17 protein-coding genes are annotated in these 15,896 nt (G+C 66.5%); 4 read left to right on the plus strand and 13 right to left on the minus strand.

Features of this window, described 5'->3' with window-relative positions:
* Together V6W80_RS22415 and V6W80_RS22420 are read right to left on the minus strand one after the other, a co-directional pair.
* Positions 1-579 (minus strand): mechanosensitive ion channel family protein, encoded by a 579-nt coding sequence (locus V6W80_RS22415; RefSeq protein WP_017639403.1) that lies wholly within the window; start codon positions 577-579, stop codon positions 1-3.
* On the minus strand, positions 579-2,492 hold the full coding sequence (locus V6W80_RS22420; protein WP_338545410.1) for an ATP-binding cassette domain-containing protein: 1,914 nt from the start codon (positions 2,490-2,492) through the stop codon (positions 579-581). Before V6W80_RS22420 ends, V6W80_RS22415 begins: the two co-directional genes overlap by 1 nt.
* 47 nt (positions 2,493-2,539) lie before the next feature.
* Here V6W80_RS22420 and V6W80_RS22425 point away from each other — a divergent pair, with 47 nt between their 5' ends.
* Positions 2,540-3,004 carry a TIGR02444 family protein gene (locus V6W80_RS22425; RefSeq protein WP_064307789.1) on the plus strand — a complete coding sequence of 155 codons (465 nt, stop codon included), beginning with the start codon at positions 2,540-2,542 and terminating at the stop codon, positions 3,002-3,004.
* Here the strand turns inward: V6W80_RS22425 and V6W80_RS22430 are convergent.
* The 8 genes from V6W80_RS22430 to V6W80_RS22465 all read right to left on the minus strand — a co-directional run bounded on the left by V6W80_RS22430 (position 3,001) and on the right by V6W80_RS22465 (position 10,356).
* Positions 3,001-3,477: an Rsd/AlgQ family anti-sigma factor gene (locus V6W80_RS22430; RefSeq protein WP_017639400.1), complete on the minus strand. Its 477-nt coding sequence runs from the start codon at positions 3,475-3,477 to the stop codon at positions 3,001-3,003. The genes V6W80_RS22425 and V6W80_RS22430 overlap by 4 nt on opposite strands.
* A 304-nt stretch (positions 3,478-3,781) precedes the next feature.
* Positions 3,782-4,237: a disulfide bond formation protein B gene (locus V6W80_RS22435; RefSeq protein WP_051226133.1), complete on the minus strand. Its 456-nt coding sequence runs from the start codon at positions 4,235-4,237 to the stop codon at positions 3,782-3,784.
* A gap of 118 nt (positions 4,238-4,355) precedes the next feature.
* Positions 4,356-5,564: a heme biosynthesis HemY N-terminal domain-containing protein gene (locus tag V6W80_RS22440; protein ID WP_093253348.1), complete on the minus strand. Its 1,209-nt coding sequence runs from the start codon at positions 5,562-5,564 to the stop codon at positions 4,356-4,358.
* Positions 5,561-6,724, minus strand: coding sequence for a uroporphyrinogen-III C-methyltransferase (locus V6W80_RS22445; protein ID WP_338545411.1), 1,164 nt, complete (start codon positions 6,722-6,724; stop codon positions 5,561-5,563). Before V6W80_RS22445 ends, V6W80_RS22440 begins: the two co-directional genes overlap by 4 nt.
* 17 nt (positions 6,725-6,741) lie before the next feature.
* Positions 6,742-7,500, minus strand: coding sequence for a uroporphyrinogen-III synthase (locus V6W80_RS22450; protein ID WP_338545412.1), 759 nt, complete (start codon positions 7,498-7,500; stop codon positions 6,742-6,744).
* Positions 7,497-8,435, minus strand: coding sequence for a hydroxymethylbilane synthase (gene hemC / locus V6W80_RS22455; protein WP_017639395.1), 939 nt, complete (start codon positions 8,433-8,435; stop codon positions 7,497-7,499). Before hemC ends, V6W80_RS22450 begins: the two co-directional genes overlap by 4 nt.
* Before the next feature lie 93 nt (positions 8,436-8,528).
* Entirely contained in the window at positions 8,529-9,275 is a 747-nt protein-coding gene (locus tag V6W80_RS22460) for a LytR/AlgR family response regulator transcription factor (RefSeq protein WP_017639394.1), read from the minus strand.
* A gap of 4 nt (positions 9,276-9,279) precedes the next feature.
* Positions 9,280-10,356, minus strand: coding sequence for a sensor histidine kinase (locus V6W80_RS22465; protein ID WP_017639393.1), 1,077 nt, complete (start codon positions 10,354-10,356; stop codon positions 9,280-9,282).
* A gap of 128 nt (positions 10,357-10,484) precedes the next feature.
* Between V6W80_RS22465 and argH the strand changes: the two genes are divergently transcribed.
* Positions 10,485-11,879, plus strand: a complete 1,395-nt coding sequence (argH, locus tag V6W80_RS22470) for an argininosuccinate lyase (protein ID WP_017639392.1) — start codon at positions 10,485-10,487, stop codon at positions 11,877-11,879.
* A gap of 277 nt (positions 11,880-12,156) precedes the next feature.
* Positions 12,157-12,921 carry an endo alpha-1,4 polygalactosaminidase gene (locus tag V6W80_RS22475; RefSeq protein WP_338545413.1) on the plus strand — a complete coding sequence of 255 codons (765 nt, stop codon included), beginning with the start codon at positions 12,157-12,159 and terminating at the stop codon, positions 12,919-12,921.
* A gap of 223 nt (positions 12,922-13,144) precedes the next feature.
* On the opposite strand, the gene V6W80_RS22480 is transcribed toward V6W80_RS22475, so the two are convergent.
* Both V6W80_RS22480 and V6W80_RS22485 read right to left on the minus strand, forming a co-directional pair.
* Entirely contained in the window at positions 13,145-14,020 is an 876-nt protein-coding gene (locus V6W80_RS22480; protein ID WP_068384664.1) for an NAD(P)-dependent oxidoreductase, read from the minus strand.
* A gap of 36 nt (positions 14,021-14,056) precedes the next feature.
* Positions 14,057-15,040 carry a magnesium transporter CorA family protein gene (locus V6W80_RS22485; protein ID WP_160922046.1) on the minus strand — a complete coding sequence of 328 codons (984 nt, stop codon included), beginning with the start codon at positions 15,038-15,040 and terminating at the stop codon, positions 14,057-14,059.
* 55 nt (positions 15,041-15,095) lie between these two features.
* Between V6W80_RS22485 and V6W80_RS22490 the strand changes: the two genes are divergently transcribed.
* Complete coding sequence (locus V6W80_RS22490; RefSeq protein WP_231355644.1) at positions 15,096-15,374, plus strand: hypothetical protein; 279 nt, start codon at positions 15,096-15,098, stop codon at positions 15,372-15,374.
* On the opposite strand, the gene rnk is transcribed toward V6W80_RS22490, so the two are convergent.
* Entirely contained in the window at positions 15,371-15,754 is a 384-nt protein-coding gene (gene rnk / locus V6W80_RS22495; RefSeq protein ID WP_338545414.1) for a nucleoside diphosphate kinase regulator, read from the minus strand. The genes V6W80_RS22490 and rnk overlap by 4 nt on opposite strands.
* Positions 15,755-15,896 lie beyond the last annotated feature (142 nt).

A 15,896-nucleotide genomic window follows, 5' to 3' on the forward strand; every position in this document is an offset into this window, starting at 1 on the left:
TCACCTGTCGAGATGGAAATCGAAGGAGCCATCGGCATCGCGCCAGCGGCGTACCGACTTCTGGAAGAACTGGGTGTTGGGAATCTGCACCAGTGCGCCCTCCTGGTTGTCGTCCAGTTCCTGCAAGGTCACGAAGAGCATGTTGATGGCCACCACCCGGCCCTTGATGCCGGGCTTGTCCGAGGCGTCCAGCACCTCGATGCGATCACCCAGGCGGAAGGGTCCGACGGTAAAGATCAGCACTGCGCAGAACAGGTTGGAGAGCACGCTCCAGATGGCGAAGAAGGCCACCGCGGCCACGGCGACGAAACCGGAGATGGCCGTCCAGAGCACCGCCGCGGACACCCCGAAGCGCTCCAGGGCCATGAGGATGGCGCTGCCCATGATCAACCAGCGCAGGGTCCCGCGCAGCCCCAGGACGATCTGCGGCGGCAGCGGATAGCGCTCGCCCAGGCCGGTGACCGTGCGGGCCACGATGCGCTGCAGCACGTAGCCGATCAGCAGCACCAGGGCGACCTGGCCGGCCACCAGCAGGTAGTCGCCCCAACCCGGTAGCCAGGTGTGCAGCCACTCGATCATCAGGCCCCCTCGAGTTCGGCTTGCAGGCTTTCCAGCCGTTCCAGGGCCTCCAGCCACTGCTCTTCCAGTTCGGCCTCGCGGGTCTTGGCGGCGGCCTGATCGGCCAGCACCTGGCGCAGCTCCTCCTTGCGGGCCGCGTCATAGAGGCCGCTGTCACCCAACCGAGCTTCCAGGGCGGCGAGTTTTTCCTGCAGCTTGCCGAGTTCGGCTTCCAGCTTGTCGGCGGTCTTCTTCAGCGGCGCCAGCTGCTGGCGCAGGGCGGCAGCGGCCTGGCGCTGGGCCTTGCGATCGGTCTTGTCGACCGCGGCGCCCTCGCCGGCGGCGAGGCCTGGCTCCTGACGGGCGCGGAAATCCACCAGCCAGCGGCTGTAGTCGTCCAGATCACCGTCGAAGGCCTGCACCTTGCCATCGGCCACCAGCAGGAATTCGTCGGTGGTGCTCTTGAGCAGGTGACGGTCGTGGGAGACCACCAGCACCGCCCCGGCGAATTCCTGCAGGGCCAGGGTCAGGGCCAGGCGCATGTCCAGGTCCAGGTGGTTGGTGGGTTCGTCCAGCAGCAGCAGGTTGGGCTTCTGCCAGGCGATCAGCGCCAGGGCCAGGCGCGCCTTCTCGCCACCGGAGAAATTCAGCACCGCTTCGTCGCAGCGCGGCCCGCGGAAATCGAAGCCGCCGAGAAAGTCGCGCAGGCTCTGCTCGCGCTCGCCGGGGGCGATGCGCTGCAGGTGCAGCAGCGGACTGGCCTTGGCGTCCAGCGAATCGAGCTGATGCTGGGCGAAATAGCCGATGGCCAGGTTCTCACCACGCTGCAGCCGGCCGCCGAGGGGCTCGAGTTCCGCGGCCAGGGTCTTGATCAGGGTCGACTTGCCGGCGCCATTGGGGCCGAGCAGACCGATCCGTGCGCCCGGCGTCAGTTGCAGCTTGACCGGATGCAGGATGGTGGTCTCGCCGTAGCCGAGCCGACCCTCGGCCAGATCGAGCAGCGGGCTGGACAGCTTGTCTGCCTCGCGGAAGACGAACTCGAAGGGCGAGTCGACATGGGCCGGCGCCAGCTCTTCCAGGCGCTCCAGGGCCTTGATCCGGCTCTGCGCCTGACGGGCCTTGGTGGCCTGGGCCTTGAAGCGGGCGATGTACTTCTCCATGTGGGCGCGCTGGGCCTGCTGCTTGTCGTAGGCCTGCTGCTGCTGCGCCAGGCGTTCGGCGCGGGTGCGCTCGAAGCTGGAATAGCCGCCGCGATAGAGCACCAGTTTCTGCTGGTCCAGGTGCACCACATGATCGACCACGGCATCGAGGAAGTCGCGGTCGTGGGAGATCAGGATCAGGGTGCCGGGATAGCCCTTGAGCCAGTCTTCCAACCAGAGGATGGCGTCCAGATCCAGGTGGTTGGTGGGTTCGTCCAGCAGCAGGAGGTCCGAGGGGCACATCAGCGCCTGGGCCAGGTTCAGGCGCATCCGCCAGCCCCCGGAGAAGTCGCCGACCTGGCGCTCCATCTGTGCGGCGGTGAAGCCCAGACCGGCCAGCAGCTTGCGCGCCCGGGCATCGGCGGTATAGCCGTCGGCGGCCTCGAAGTCGGCATGCAGCCGGCCGAGGGCGTTGCCGTCCTGGGCGGCTTCGGCCGCCGCCAGCTCGCGCTGAATGCGGCGCAGGTCGATGTCGCCGTCCAGCACATAGTCCACCGCCAGCCGCTCCAGGGTATCCACCTCTTGGCGCATGTGGGCGATGCGCCAGGCCGCCGGGATGTGGCAGTCACCGGCGTCGGCCCCGAGCTGCCCACGCAGGAGGGCGAACAGACTGGATTTGCCGGCGCCATTGGCACCGATCAGACCGGCTTTCTGGCCGGGATGCAGAGTCAGCTCAGCGCTTTCGAGCAGACGCTGGGGACCACGCTGTAGAGTAAGGTTCTGTAGTCGGATCATGGCGGCGGAGTGTAGCAGCTCCACCACCCACGAATGGGGAGGCGGACATGCAAGAGGACCTGTGGGAATTCGCGTTGGCAGTATACGCCCGGCCCGGCGTGGAAGGCGCCTGTTTGCGTCTGCAGGAAGCCGGTGCCGATGTCTGCCTGGTGCTGACGGCGCTCTGGCTGGATCGGCGCGCCTGCGCCCTGGATGCCGAGGGGCTGACCCGGCTGCAGCGCGCCTCGCAGCACTGGCAGGACACGGTGGTGCGCCCCCTGCGCCAGTTGCGGCAGGCCTGGAAGGCGCCGTCCGGCGCCGACGAACGCCTGGCGGCGCTGCGCGAACAGCTCAAGGGATTGGAATTGGCCGCGGAGCGTGAACAGCTCGCCCGCCTGGCGCGACTGGCCGGACATTGGCCGTGCCGCGATGCGCAGGACTCAAGGGGCTGGCTGCATGCACTGGCACCGCGCGAGGCAGTGCCAGCGGACCTCGACCTGCTGGCCGAGGCGGCACGAGCGATCCGGGTCTAGACCGAAGCCAGACGCGGTTGCTGGTGCGAGGTGTGCAGCACCTCGATCAGGCAGTCTTCCAGCTCGAAGCGCTCGCGCAGGGTTTCACCCAACAGCTTGAGTTCGATGGTCAGCAAACCCGGGTCCCGATAGGCCCCGCGCTCGAATCTGTCGTTGAAGTTCAGCGCGGCGTCGGTCAGGGCCTGCAGGCGCGGATAGACGCTGTCGGCGAACTCGATGGCGCGCTCGTCCTGGAATTCCCGGGCTTCGGCCACCAGTTGCTCGTAGATCTCGAAATGCGCGGTGGACATGTAGTCGACCAGCATGTCGCAGAGTCGCTCCAGTTCGCTCACCTCGCGTACCGGTGCCAGCAGGGGCTCCATGTCCAGGGTTTCATAAGCGGTCACCAGCTCGCGGCGGGCAATCAGCCAGCGGTCGATCAGCTGGTGGACCCCACCCCAGCGTTCCTGGGCATTGCGGCAGGTTTCTAGCATGACGGCAGCTCTCTATGCGGGCGAAACGATCCGGGCGCAGGCACCCGGCTGTTATCAGGAACTATACCGACATCGTCCCGCCAGGCGAGTGCCGTTGCTCGGAGAAAGGCCTGGTGTGGTATTTCAGAAGTTACCTCCACAATTTTGGCGGCGCTTTTTCTCCGCAGCGGCGGACCGCCTTGGACGTCGTTGCCACTCCTCGCCATAGCCCTGCTATGACTCGTCCCGGCGCCTAGTCCATTCGGGGCGCCGAACCGAACAGAAATCACTCGCCAACTCTTGCGCGAACTTCAGAAACACCACATTAGCGACGGCGGAAGATCTTGATCAGGCTCAAGGCCATGAGCACCACGAAGGCCAGCAGGCTCCATTCCGGGATGCTCAGGCCGAACAGCGTCCAGTTGACCTCGGCGCAGTCGGCGGTGCCGTGCAGCACCAGGCGGATGATCTCCTGGAAGGGCAGTGCCTGCATCATGTAGTCCAGGCTTGGCAGGCAAGCCGCCAGCTCTTCCGCCGGTACCGTCTGCAGATAGACCTGGCGACCCGCGGTGGCGGCGCCGGCCGCAGCCAGCAGCAGCAGGACCACGCCATAGATGCGCCGCCCACGCTTGCCGGGCGCCTGGATGCCCGCGATCAGCGCCACCACCCCGACCAGGATGAAGAAGATCCGCTGCACGACGCACAGCGGGCAGGGCTCGAGGCCGACCACGTGTTCAAGATAGAGACCGACACCCATGAGCACCGCACAGGTGGCGGCCATGAACAGAAAGATGAAGCGGGGACTATTCACGGACGCGCCGTCTCCAGCAAGGAATTGGGACGTTACGGTAGTGAAAGCCCGGGCACCTTTCAAGGACCCGGGTAGACGAGACGCGCCGTCAGACCCTAGGGGTCGGCAGCGACGTGGCATCCGACTCGCGCCATTGACTCTGCAGGAGCTGCTGGCTGCGGTTCACATCGCCAAGCTGGATGGCCACCCGGGCCAGTTCGCCGGCGGTAACGGCGGACGGCCGCTGCGCCAGGCTGCGCTCCAGGTACTCCCGCGCCTTGCCCCACAGCTGGTTGTTCATGCACAGCCGCCCCAGGGCCAGCAGCAGCACCGGATCCTGGGGCCGATCCTTGAGCCAGCCTTCGGCATGGTGCAGCGGCCGGCTGGCGTCACGGGGACGCAATTGGCCATAGAGTTCGACCAGACGCTCGTCCCACTGGCGATTGAGGGTGATGTGCAAGACCTCTTCGGCCAGATCGTCGCGGCCTATGGCACGCAGCTGACGGGCATAGGCCAGCACCACCGAGGCATCGCCCTTGAGCGCCGTCGGTACCTGCTGCCACTGGGCATCCACCGCCGATTCCGCGCCCTGGGCGGGGACCTCGTCGAGGGTGGCGATCCAGACCTTGCGTTCCAGATCGTCCTGCTCCTGGGGCCGCAAGACCTGCTGCTTGCGCAGCTGCGGCAACAGGGCGATCAACGCCGGCCAGTCGCGCAGGGTCACCTGCAGGCGCTGCAGTTGCAGCAGCACCTCGCCATTCTTCGGATACTTGGCCTGCAACGGCGCCAGGCTGTCGCGGGCTTCCAGGTACTGGCCACGATCGATTTGCAGCCGGGCCTGCTGCAGGCCGATGGCCAGGTCGGCCTGGGGCTCACGCTCACGGGCCTGGCGCAGCAGGCGATCGCGCTCTTCCAGGTCGCCGAGTTCATTGGCGGCGCGAGCCGCGCCCAGCAGCACGAACAGCGGCTGGTCGGCGTGCTCGGCGGCGCCTTTCAGGTGCTTGAGCGCACCGCTCCAGTTGCCTTCGGCCAGTTCCAGCTGGCCCTTGTGGCGCGCCTGCTCCAGACGGCGTTGGCGGTTGTGCCGTGACCAGGGATTGAGCACCTTGCCGGTCAGGCCCAGGGCGCCCAGCACCAGCTTGAGGATGTAGAGCGCGAGCCAGACCGCCACCAGCAGGGCCAGGAAGGCCCAGAGACTCGATTCGTAGCGGAAGTTGCTGTAGGACAGCAGTACGTAGCCCGGCTCCTTGGCCAGCACCACGGCAACGCCCAGGCCGACGAGCAGGGCGAACAGGAACAGCAGGTACAGGCGCTTCATGGGCGATTCTCCTGAGCCGCGCCGGCGGCGGCATTGTTCGGCTGGATTTGCTGACGTTGCGCGATATAGGCCTGCAGCGCGGTCAGGGCCGGCGTCAGGTCAGGCGCTTCGAAGGTGACCGGCCGCTCGGCCAGCTCCTGCAGGCGCAGCTTGACCGCACGGCTGTCGGGATTCTGGTTGTTGAAGTGGGCGGCGAGGACGTCTTCGGCCTGTTCGATGGCGAGTCGATAGACCTCCTGATTGCCGTTGAGCACGGCCCACTGCGCCTGCTCCAGTGCCAGGCTCATGGCCAGGCGCACCTGGGCCAGGGACTCCTCGGCCAGCAGCGGACGGATCGGCTGGTCGGCGGAAAAGTCGATGCGGAAATAGCTGGAGATGCGCTGGCGGAAATCCTGCCACCATTGCTGCAGGGCGTTGCTTGGCGGAACCGCGGCCTTTTCCACGCCGGGCTGGTCGGCCACCGTGGTGGAAAAGCGCGGCGGCAGGGGCTCCAGGCTCTGCACCTGGTTGCGCAGCGAGGCCAACTGGACGAACTGCCCGGTACGATCCAGATCAGGCAACTGACGCAGGGTCTGCTGGGCATTGGCCACCTGCTGGCGCGCGTTGAAGGCGGCCGGATCGTTTTGCGCCTTGAGGATGTCATCGACGCCCTGCAGCAGATTCTGGGCGCTGGGCACATCCTGCAGCGCGACCATGCGCAGGGTCGCCATGCGCAGCAGGTGCTCGGCTTCGGTCAGGCGCCAGGCCTGGCGACTCTGACCGACCACCTCCTTGAACTGCTCGGCGAGGTGCTGCTGATCGCCCTGCAGCGCGCCCAACTGACGGCGACGCTCTTCCAGCTCGTTGGCCGAAGGCAGACGCCCCAGATCGGCACTCAAGGCCTGGTTGCGCATTTCCAGCTGGCGCAGCTGGCTGCGCAGATCCTCGGCCTGGGCGGCCTGGCCCTGCTCGGCCTGCCGCACCTGCTGCAGTTGCCAGGCGCTCCAGCCACCGACACCCAGGCCACCGGCGGCTACCAGCAGGGCCAGCAGCGCCAGACCGGACGCCTTGCCCGACCCCTTGCGGCGCGCACCCGTCGGAGGGGGGGGTGGCGGCGAGGCGGGAGTCACGACTGGATCGGGAGAGACGTCGTCGGCGCGGGGGGCTTGAGTTTCGCTCACGGGAATTCCTTGTAGGGTCAATCCGGATGGTGATGGGCAAGCGCGGCGATCAAGGCGCTGGCGCTGGCGCCCTGGCACTCGATGATGCGTTCGCAGCCGCTGGCGCGAGCCAGTTCGGCCACACGGGCGCTGGGTACCAGCAGGGGATAACGGCGCACCGCGGGCCAGTCCGCACCCGCACAGGCCTGCAGATGCGCGAAACCCTGCCCACTGCTGACCATGATGGCATTCAGGCGTTCCGCTGCCAGGGTCTCTAGGACCTGCCCTGCCGGGTACTGCGGGCACTGGCGGCGATAGAGTTCGAGCACCTCGACGCGGGCGCCGCGGGCGGCGAGGGTTTCGACCAGCAGATCACGGCCGCCCTCCCCGCGCAGGAGCAGCACCTCGGGTTCCGGGCGCTGCAGGGCTTCCTGCAAGGCCGGCAGCGCCAGCAGGCCTTCGCTGTCTTCGCGCTGGGGATGATGCACCTGCAGTCCATAGTCTTCGAGCACGGCGGCAGTGGCCGCGCCCACGGCGAACCAGGCCTGCAACGGCGGTTGCGGCCAGTAGCGGTCCAGGGCGGCGAGCCCCAGGCGAGCGGCCGGCTTGCTCACCACCAGCACGGCGGCATAGCGGTCCAGATCGAGCCAGAGGGTGCGCTGCTCGGGGGTTTCCGCCAGCGGCTGGAGTTCCAGCAGCGGCAGACTGGCACTGGCGATGTCCGCCGCGGCCAGGGCGGTGGCCAGGGGTGGATTCTCCTCCGCCGGCCGGGTCAGCAGCAGTCGCCAGGCGCTCATGATGCGCCGGAGGCCCCGTAAACGGCGTCGAGAATACCCTGGGCGCCCTGGGCCAGCAGGTCCTCGGCCACGGCTACACCGAGACCAGCCGGATCGTTGACGGGACCACGGGCTTCGGCGCGTAGCAGCAGGCCGCCATCGGGCTGGCCGACCAGCCCACGCAACCAGAGCAGCTCGCCTTCCTGCACGGCATAGCAGGCGATGGGCACCTGGCAACCGCCGTTGAGGCGACGATTCAGGGCGCGTTCCGCAGCGACTCGGCGCTCGGTATCGAAATGGTGCAGGGGTTCGAGCAAGGCATGGACCTCGGCATCGTCGGTCCGGCATTCGATGCCCACGGCACCCTGGCCACCTGCGGGCAGGCTGTCTTCGACGGTCAGGGATTCACGGATGCGCTCGGCGAAGCCCAGGCGGATCAGGCCGGCGGCGGCCAGGATGATGGCGTCATAGTCGCCGGCGTCGAGCTTGGCCAGGCGGGTATTGACGTTACCGCGCAGGAAGCGGATCTCCAGGTCCGGCCGCAGGGCCAGCAACTGGGCCTGGCGTCTCAGGCTGGAGGTACCGACCACACTGCCCTGGGGCAGATCGGCGAGTCGCGCATAGCGATTGGAGACGAACGCGTCGCGCGGGTCTTCCCGCTCGCAGATGGCGTATAGCCCAAGGCCCGCGGGAAATTCCATGGGCACGTCCTTCATGGAGTGCACGGCGATGTCGGCGCTGCCGTCGAGCAGGGCGTTTTCCAGCTCCTTGACGAACAGACCCTTGCCGCCGATCTTGGCCAGCGGCGCGTCGAGCAGCTTGTCGCCGCGACTGGTCATGGGCAGCAGGCTCACCCGCAATCCCGGATGCGCCGCTTCGAGGCGGGCTTTCACATAGTCGGCTTGCCACAGTGCCAGGGCACTCTGGCGCGTGGCGATACGGATTTCGCGGAGCATGGGCATTACCGGCACGTCAGATTGCCGGCCATGATAGCAGGTCGACCGGCGCCCCTCCCCCGCTACGCGCCAGTCATCGACCCGGAAGCGACGTCAGATGCTGTGCATCAGGCGGCGCACACCGGCCACATGGCGGCGGCTGACGGTCAGGGCATCGCCGTTCATGCCCTTGAGGAACAGCTGGAAGTGGCCCAGAGGGGTGCGCTGCAGACGCTCGATGCGCTCGCGGGAGACCAGCGCATTGCGGTGGATACGTACGAAGCGCTCGCCGAATTCGTCTTCCAGAGCCTTGAGTGGTTCGTCCAGCAGGACCTCGCCACCCGAGTGTCTCAGGGTCACATATTTGTGGTCGGCGATGAAGTAAACCACGTCGTCCAGCGGAATCAGCTCGATACCCTTGCGGGTCCGGGCGCTGATATGGCTGCGCGGCCCCGGACCACCGCTGGCCGGCGGCTTGGTCAGGGCGGCGAGCTGCATCCGGTTCGGACGCTGGGCCTTGCCCAAGGCGGCAGCCAGGTCTTCCTGGCGCACCGGCTTGACCAGATAGCCAACGGCACTCACCTGGAAGGCGTCGAGCGCGTATTCATCGTGAGCGGTCACGAAGATCACCGCGGGCGGCGATTCGCGCTCGCAGAGTCGCGCGGCCACCTGCAAACCGTCCAGACCCGGCATGCGGATGTCGAGCAGGACGATGTCAGGCTTGAGGTTTTCGACCAAAGCGAGGGCTTCCTCACCGTTGGTGGCTGTTGGCTCCAGGGCGGTATAACCGTCCAGTTGCCCCACCAGACGGGCCAGACGCTCGCGCGCCAAGGGTTCGTCATCGACGATCAGGACATTCATAAGCTCAGGCTTCCCGCATGAGTCGCTCGCATGGATAGCGAAGAGACGTTGTATGCCGCTGGTCGCGGCGTTCGATTTTGAGACTCGCAGCTGGTCCGAAAAGTGCCGTTAATCGCGCCTCGATATTGCTCAAAGCTTGACGAGTACCCTTTGGCGGGCGGGGCTGCTGCTCCACCTCGGGATCGTAGGGGTTACTGATCACCAGTTCGAACACCCCTTCTCGGTAGGTGGCGAAGATGGTTACCAAACCGCCTTCGATACGCGGCGCGACGCCGTAGATCAGGGCGTTTTCCAGCAGCGGCTGCAGAGTCAATTGGGGAATCGGCAGATCCGCCGGCACTCCGTCCACGTCCCACTGCAGTTGCAGGCGATCACCCAGGCGCAGGCGTTCGATCTCCAGGTAGCGGCGCGACAGCTCCAGTTCCTGGGACCAGCGCACCTTGGTGCCGGGCTGGGCCAGGCTGGCACGGAACAGGGCCGAGAGGTCCAGCACCGCGCGCTCGGCCTTGTCCGCATCCAGGGCGATGAGACTGGCGATGCTGTTCAGGCTGTTGAACAGGAAGTGCGGACGGATGCGCGCCTGCAGGGACTCGATACGCGCGTGCAGTTCGGCCTGCTGCTGGCGGCGCCACTGGCTCTGCAGCCAGAAGTAGCGCAGCAGCAGCATGGACATGATCAGGGCGATCAGTGCATGGCGCATGTACAGCCGCACCTCGCCGGTCCGCTGCAGCGGACCGGCCAGTTGCAGCCAGTCGGCCACCAGGGTGCAGAGCAGGGTCAGGGCCACCACGATGGCGCAGCAGAAGCCGCCAGCCACCACCGGGCGATGCCGCGCGAGCCAGGGCCGCAGGCGACAGAGCAGCGCCGCCGACAGCAGCACGATCCATTGCACGAACAGCGACACCAGCGCCAGCCGGATCCAGTTGAACTGCAGGGTGAAGGGCTCCGCCAGGACCAGGACCAGGACCAGCAGCTCGGCCAGCACCACCAGCACGAGCAGGGCTTCCGGTTCGCAGAGCGCCGGGACGAAGAAGTCGTCGACCTTGACCGGCCGAGGGGTTTTGCGGCGTTCGAGTATCATGGAGCCAGTGTGGGTCAGATACCACTCGTCGGCAAGTCAGCTCCGTTGAATCGGGCCGGAACCCGCTCAGGACTGCTATCATCGGCCCCCTCTCACTTCCACCGACAAGCCCAGCAGCAGGCCGATCCATGAGCAGCGAAAAAACCAACCAGTCCTGGGGCGGACGCTTCAGCGAACCCGTCGACGCCTTCGTCGCCCGCTTCACCGCTTCGGTGGACTTCGACAAGCGCCTCTACCGCCACGACATCCTCGGCAGCCAGGCCCATGCGCGCATGCTGACCCAGGCCGGCGTGCTCAGCGAAGCCGAGCGCGACGCCATCGTCGCGGGGCTGGACGAGATCCGCCGCGAGATCGAGGCTGGCACCTTCGAGTGGCGCGTCGATCTGGAAGACGTGCACATGAACATCGAGGCGCGCCTGACCGAGCGCCTGGGCGTGGTCGGCAAGAAGCTGCACACCGGCCGCAGCCGTAATGACCAGGTGGCCACCGACATCCGCCTCTGGCTGCGCGACGAGATCGACGCCATCCTCGTCGAGCTGAATCGCCTGCAGGCCGGCCTGCTGCAACTGGCCGAGACCGAAGCCGACACCATCATGCCCGGTTTCACCCATCTGCAGACCGCCCAGCCGGTGACCTTCGGCCACCACCTGCTGGCCTGGTTCGAGATGCTTTCCCGCGACCACGAGCGCCTGGTCGACTGCCGCAAGCGCGTCAATCGCATGCCCCTGGGCAGCGCTGCCCTGGCCGGCACCACCTACCCCATCCAGCGCCAGGTCACCTGCGAGCTGCTGGGCTTCGAGGCCATCGGTGGCAACTCCCTGGATGGCGTCTCGGATCGCGACTTCGCCATCGAATTCTGCGCCGCCGCCTCCCTGGCGATGATGCACCTGTCGCGCTTTTCCGAGGAGCTGGTGCTCTGGACCAGCGCCCAGTTCCAGTTCATCGACCTGCCCGATCGCTTCTGCACCGGCTCCTCGATCATGCCGCAGAAGAAGAATCCCGACGTCCCCGAGCTGGTCCGCGGCAAGACTGGCCGGGTGTTTGGCGCCCTTACCGGCCTGCTGACCCTGATGAAGGGGCAGCCGCTGGCCTACAACAAGGACAACCAGGAAGACAAGGAACCCCTGTTCGACGCCGCCGATACCCTACGAGACTCCCTGCGTGCCTTCGCCGACATGGTCCCGGCCATCAAGCCCAAGCGCGAGATCATGCGCGAGGCAGCGCGTCGCGGCTTCTCCACCGCCACCGACCTTGCCGACTACCTAGTGCGCAAGGGCCTGCCGTTCCGCGATTGTCACGAGATCGTCGGCCATGCGGTGAAGTACGGTGTGGATAGCGGCAAGGACCTGGCCGAGATGAGCCTGGACGAACTGCGTCGCTTCAGCGATCAGATCGAGCAGGACGTCTTCGCCGTCCTGACCCTGGAAGGCTCGGTCAATGCCCGCGACCACATCGGTGGCACCGCACCGGCCCAGGTCCGCGCCGCCGTGAAGCGCGGCCGCGAGCTGCTGGCCAAGCGCTGAAAGCTGTCTTGCGCTCCCCACCGCCTCTCAGCGGTGGTTGCCCGGGAGCAGGCAAGCCGTCCATCGGACGGCTCTGCCTGACGGAGAGCCAGGCCGTATGGCCTTGGTAGCACTGTGCCCGCCTGCAATCCGTCTACGACAGGGCTCTCTGGCTGAAGGCCTTGGCAGGCCGCTAAGCGGCCGCCGACCAGCCGTCGATAGGCACGACCACCGGCACTCAGGACAGTGACCAGGCCGCCGATACTGGAGACTTGACCAGCCGTTCGAGTCAAGTCTCATGCGCCTTTCAGCCTGCTCCATCCTGCTTTGCGGAATGTTCGCCGCGGCTTCCAGCCAGGCCGCCCTGCCGCCGCCGCTGCCACAGACGCTCACCTGGCATATCCAGCTGAACGGCGTGCTGCAGAAGCCCAATCGTACCCTCTACGACATCGATCTCTATGACACCAGCAAGGCGGTGATCGCCAATCTGAAGGGCAATGGGAAGACGGTGATCTGCTATTTCAGCGCCGGCACCTGGGAAGACTGGCGGCCCGATGCCGCGCTCTATCCCAAGGCGGCCCTGGGCAAGGCATTGGACGCCTGGCCGGGCGAGCGCTGGCTGGACATCCGTCGCGCCGACGTCCGCGTGCTGCTGGCCAAGCGCCTGGACCTGGCGGTACAGAAGGGCTGCCAAGGGGTGGACCCGGACAACGTCGACGGCTACTCCAACCCCAACGGCCTCAAGCTGACCAAGGCCCAGCAGCTGGACTTCCTCAACTGGCTGGCCGACGAGGCGCACAGGCGCGGTCTGCTGGTGGGTCTGAAGAATGCCGTGGATTTGGTGCCGAGCCTCTACACCAAGTTCGACTTCGCCCTCAACGAGAGCTGCTACGACTACGCCGAGTGCAACGCCTACAGCTACTTCCGCACCCAGAAGAAGCCGGTGATGATCATCGACTACGGTCTCTACAGCACCAAGCGCTGCAGCCAGGCCAAGACCTCGGGCTACAACCTGCAGTTCTACCCGCTGTCGCTGGCGGCGCTGGGCACCGCCTGCAAGTAGCCATGGCGCGGGATCTGGGTCAGGTCGCGCGAGCCACGCCCAACGCGGCTTGGCCGACGCGCAGCGGATTTTGAGCAGGCGCTCAGAACTTGTTTACGATCTTTTGGACTAGAGCCAGACAAGGCAAAAACAGCTGAGGAAGCGCAGTTTACAAGTTGTAAATGAGCATTCCGAAGCTGTTTTAACGCCTATGGCCGACGGCCAGGAGATCGTAAACAGGTTCTCAGTCGAGGCCGGCCTTCTTGTGCGACCTCTGCCCCAGCGCGATCCAGTCCAGATCGCCCTCGCCCTGGGCGACGGCCTCCAGCAGGTTGTCCCTCAGGACGCTGGCGAAGGGTAGCGGCACCGCCTTTTCCTGCCCGGCCGCCAGGGCCAGGCCGACGTCCTTGAGCCCCAGGCTGAGTTTGAAGGCCGCGGGCGAGAACTTTCGCTCGGTCAGCAGGCGTCCGTAGTTCTGGTACACCGGGGCGGCGAACAGGGTGCTGGTGAGGATTTCCAGCAGCGCTGCCGGCTCCACGCCATAGCTGCGGGCCAGGGCGGTGCTCTCGCCCATGGTCTCGATGGCGCTGGCGATCATGAAGTTGCCAGCGATCTTCACCACGTTGGCCTGCCGCGGCTCCGCGCCCACCGGCCAGGTCTTGCGCCCCAGCACGTCGAGCAGCGGCTGGACGCGCTGGATCGCCTCGGGCTCGCCGGCCACCACGATGTTGAGCTGGCCACTGGCAGCTACGTCGGTGCGGCCGAAGACGGGTGCCGCCACATAGCCCAGGCCGGCCTCGGCATGGCGCGCGACCAGTTCGTCCACCAGGGCCACCGACAGGGTGGCCATGCTGACGTGGATCAGCCCGACCCGTGCCTGCTCAAGGGCGCCGCTGTCGAGGATCACCTCGCGGGTGGCGGCGTCATTGGCCAGGATGCTGAAGACCACCTCCACGTCGAAGGCCTCCGCCGGCGTCGCCGCCGCGCGGGCGCCCTGCTCGACCAGCACCTGGACCGGCGCCTGGGAGCGATTCCAGACCACGACCTCATGACCGGCCTTGAGCAGATTGGCGGCCATGCCCTGGCCCATGCCACCCAGGCCAATGAATCCGATACGCATAGTGTTGCCTCCTTGAAGTGCGATGGATGCCGCCGGCTATAGCCAGCGGCGAAACTTGAACCAGGCATAGGGAATCAACGCCGAGACCACCATGGCGCCCAGCGCCAGCGGATAGCCGAAGTGCCAGTCCAGCTCCGGCATGACCTTGAAGTTCATGCCGTAGACGGTGCCCACCAGGGTCGGCGGCAGGAACAGCACCGAGGCGATGGTGAACACCTTGACGATGTTGTTCTGCTCCACGCTGATCAACCCCAGGGTGGCGTCGAGCAGAAAGCCGATCTCGCCGTTCATCTTGGCCTGGTAATCGCTCAGCGAGCGGACGTCGCGCTCCAAGGTCTTGAACCAGGTCTTGGCCGTGCCGGAGATCCAGGTGGCGCCCGCCCGGCGCAGGTAGGAGACGATGCGATTGATGCCCAGCAGACTCTCGCTGAGCTGGGCCAGCAGCTGGTTGCTGCGCCCCAGCTGCTTGACGATGGATTGCAGGTCGGTCTTCGGCTGCTTGGCCTGATGGGGATCCAGGGGTTCGCGAAACACCGCCTTGGCCAGGCGATTGAGATGCGCCTGTACCGATTCGAGAATGTCGGCCACCCGGTCCACCAGGCTATCCAGCAGCGAGGCGAAGATGACATCGCTGCGACAATGCTGGCTCGCCTGCTGCTGGGCCTTGCCGAGAAAGGTCTTGAAGGCCGCCAGTTCGGCGTAGCGCACCGTCACCAGCCACTCGGGCGTCAGCACGAAATTGACCACCGAGGCCTGCGGCTGATGCTCGCTGAAGCCACTGACGACGGTGGTGGTCAGGTGCAGAGCCTGGTCGGTCTGGTAGAGTCGCGAGGATTCCTCGATCTCGGCGATCTCTTCCCGGGTGGGGATGTCCATCGCCAGTGCCTGCTCCAGATAGCGCTCCTCCGCCTCGCTGGGGTCGAGCAGATCGACCCAGAGCAAATCGTCCGGCAGCGCGTCTCCCGGCGACAGCGGCTGGGCCACCAGCTCGTTGGCGGACAGGCGATAGCAGGTGATCATCGAGAAGACTCCAGGCCAGCATCAGGGGTCGCACTGTAACAAAAGGTATCCAAACATGATTGACCACACCGATGACGAAGAATCCTTTGTCTCCTCCCATCTGATCGAAGCGGTGGAGAACCAGCTTGCCGCTGCCGAGCCGGCCTATGTCCAGGCCGTGCTCAACAAGCTGACCCTGGTCGGCTACGAACGCGAGGAAGCGGTGCTGCTGATGGCTCAGGCACTGTCCTTCGAGATCGAAGCCATGCTCGCCGCCGATCGCCCCTTCGACGGCGCCCACTACGAGCGCCTGCTACGGGCCCTGCCGGAACTGCCCGAGGTCGCGGACGACTAGGCCTCGACCGGCTCCAACGCCAGCAGCTCCACCTGCTGCTCCTTGCCGCCGGGCACCGGCCAGCTGAGGCGCTCGCCGAGGGTCGCCCCGAGCAGCGCGCTGCCGGCCGGCGCCAGCACCGAAATCCGGCCCTCCGCGTCGGCGTCCTCCGGATAGACCAGCACCACCTGATACTCCTTGCCGGTGTCGGTCTCGCGGCAGCGCACCCGCGAATTCATGGTGACCACCGCGCCGATCTCCTCGGGCGCCACCACTCGCGCCTGAGCCAGTTCCTCGTCCAGGGCCTCGGCCACGGGCCCGAACTCGGGCAGGGCGTCGAGCAGCCGTTCGAGACGGGGCAGATCGACGGCGGAAACGGTGATGGGCGATGCATGACGCATGGCGGACTCCTGGAAGACGAGACGATGCGGCCCAACCGCGCGGTGCGGCGGACCACTGGGATGACGGGCGACCGGCGCCCAGCGAGAGGCCGCACAAGGGCGACAAAAGAAAACGGCGCTCGAAAGGCGCCGTCAGGTCACG

It is taken from the genome of Pseudomonas benzopyrenica (assembly GCF_036884265.1).
In the GTDB taxonomy this organism is placed as follows: Bacteria; Pseudomonadota; Gammaproteobacteria; order Pseudomonadales; family Pseudomonadaceae; genus Chryseomonas; species Chryseomonas benzopyrenica.

Excerpts from the sequence above, each read along its gene's own strand:
- V6W80_RS22430 (WP_017639400.1), bottom strand. The coding sequence starts at position 3,477 with ATGCTAGAAACCTGCCGCAATGCCCAGGAACGCTGGGGTGGGGTCCAC.
- hemC (WP_017639395.1), bottom strand. The coding sequence starts at position 8,435 with ATGCTCCGCGAAATCCGTATCGCCACGCGCCAGAGTGCCCTGGCACTG.
- V6W80_RS22435 (WP_051226133.1), bottom strand. The coding sequence starts at position 4,237 with ATGGCCGCCACCTGTGCGGTGCTCATGGGTGTCGGTCTCTATCTTGAA.
- V6W80_RS22415 (WP_017639403.1), bottom strand. The coding sequence starts at position 579 with ATGATCGAGTGGCTGCACACCTGGCTACCGGGTTGGGGCGACTACCTG.
- V6W80_RS22460 (WP_017639394.1), bottom strand. The coding sequence starts at position 9,275 with ATGAATGTCCTGATCGTCGATGACGAACCCTTGGCGCGCGAGCGTCTG.
- V6W80_RS22465 (WP_017639393.1), bottom strand. The coding sequence starts at position 10,356 with ATGATACTCGAACGCCGCAAAACCCCTCGGCCGGTCAAGGTCGACGAC.
- rnk (WP_338545414.1), bottom strand. The coding sequence starts at position 15,754 with ATGCGTCATGCATCGCCCATCACCGTTTCCGCCGTCGATCTGCCCCGT.
- V6W80_RS22450 (WP_338545412.1), bottom strand. The coding sequence starts at position 7,500 with ATGAGCGCCTGGCGACTGCTGCTGACCCGGCCGGCGGAGGAGAATCCA.
- V6W80_RS22440 (WP_093253348.1), bottom strand. The coding sequence starts at position 5,564 with ATGAAGCGCCTGTACCTGCTGTTCCTGTTCGCCCTGCTCGTCGGCCTG.
- V6W80_RS22485 (WP_160922046.1), bottom strand. The coding sequence starts at position 15,040 with ATGATCACCTGCTATCGCCTGTCCGCCAACGAGCTGGTGGCCCAGCCG.
- V6W80_RS22420 (WP_338545410.1), bottom strand. The coding sequence starts at position 2,492 with ATGATCCGACTACAGAACCTTACTCTACAGCGTGGTCCCCAGCGTCTG.
- V6W80_RS22490 (WP_231355644.1), top strand. The coding sequence starts at position 15,096 with ATGATTGACCACACCGATGACGAAGAATCCTTTGTCTCCTCCCATCTG.
- V6W80_RS22425 (WP_064307789.1), top strand. The coding sequence starts at position 2,540 with ATGCAAGAGGACCTGTGGGAATTCGCGTTGGCAGTATACGCCCGGCCC.
- argH (WP_017639392.1), top strand. The coding sequence starts at position 10,485 with ATGAGCAGCGAAAAAACCAACCAGTCCTGGGGCGGACGCTTCAGCGAA.
- V6W80_RS22480 (WP_068384664.1), bottom strand. The coding sequence starts at position 14,020 with ATGCGTATCGGATTCATTGGCCTGGGTGGCATGGGCCAGGGCATGGCC.
- V6W80_RS22475 (WP_338545413.1), top strand. The coding sequence starts at position 12,157 with ATGCGCCTTTCAGCCTGCTCCATCCTGCTTTGCGGAATGTTCGCCGCG.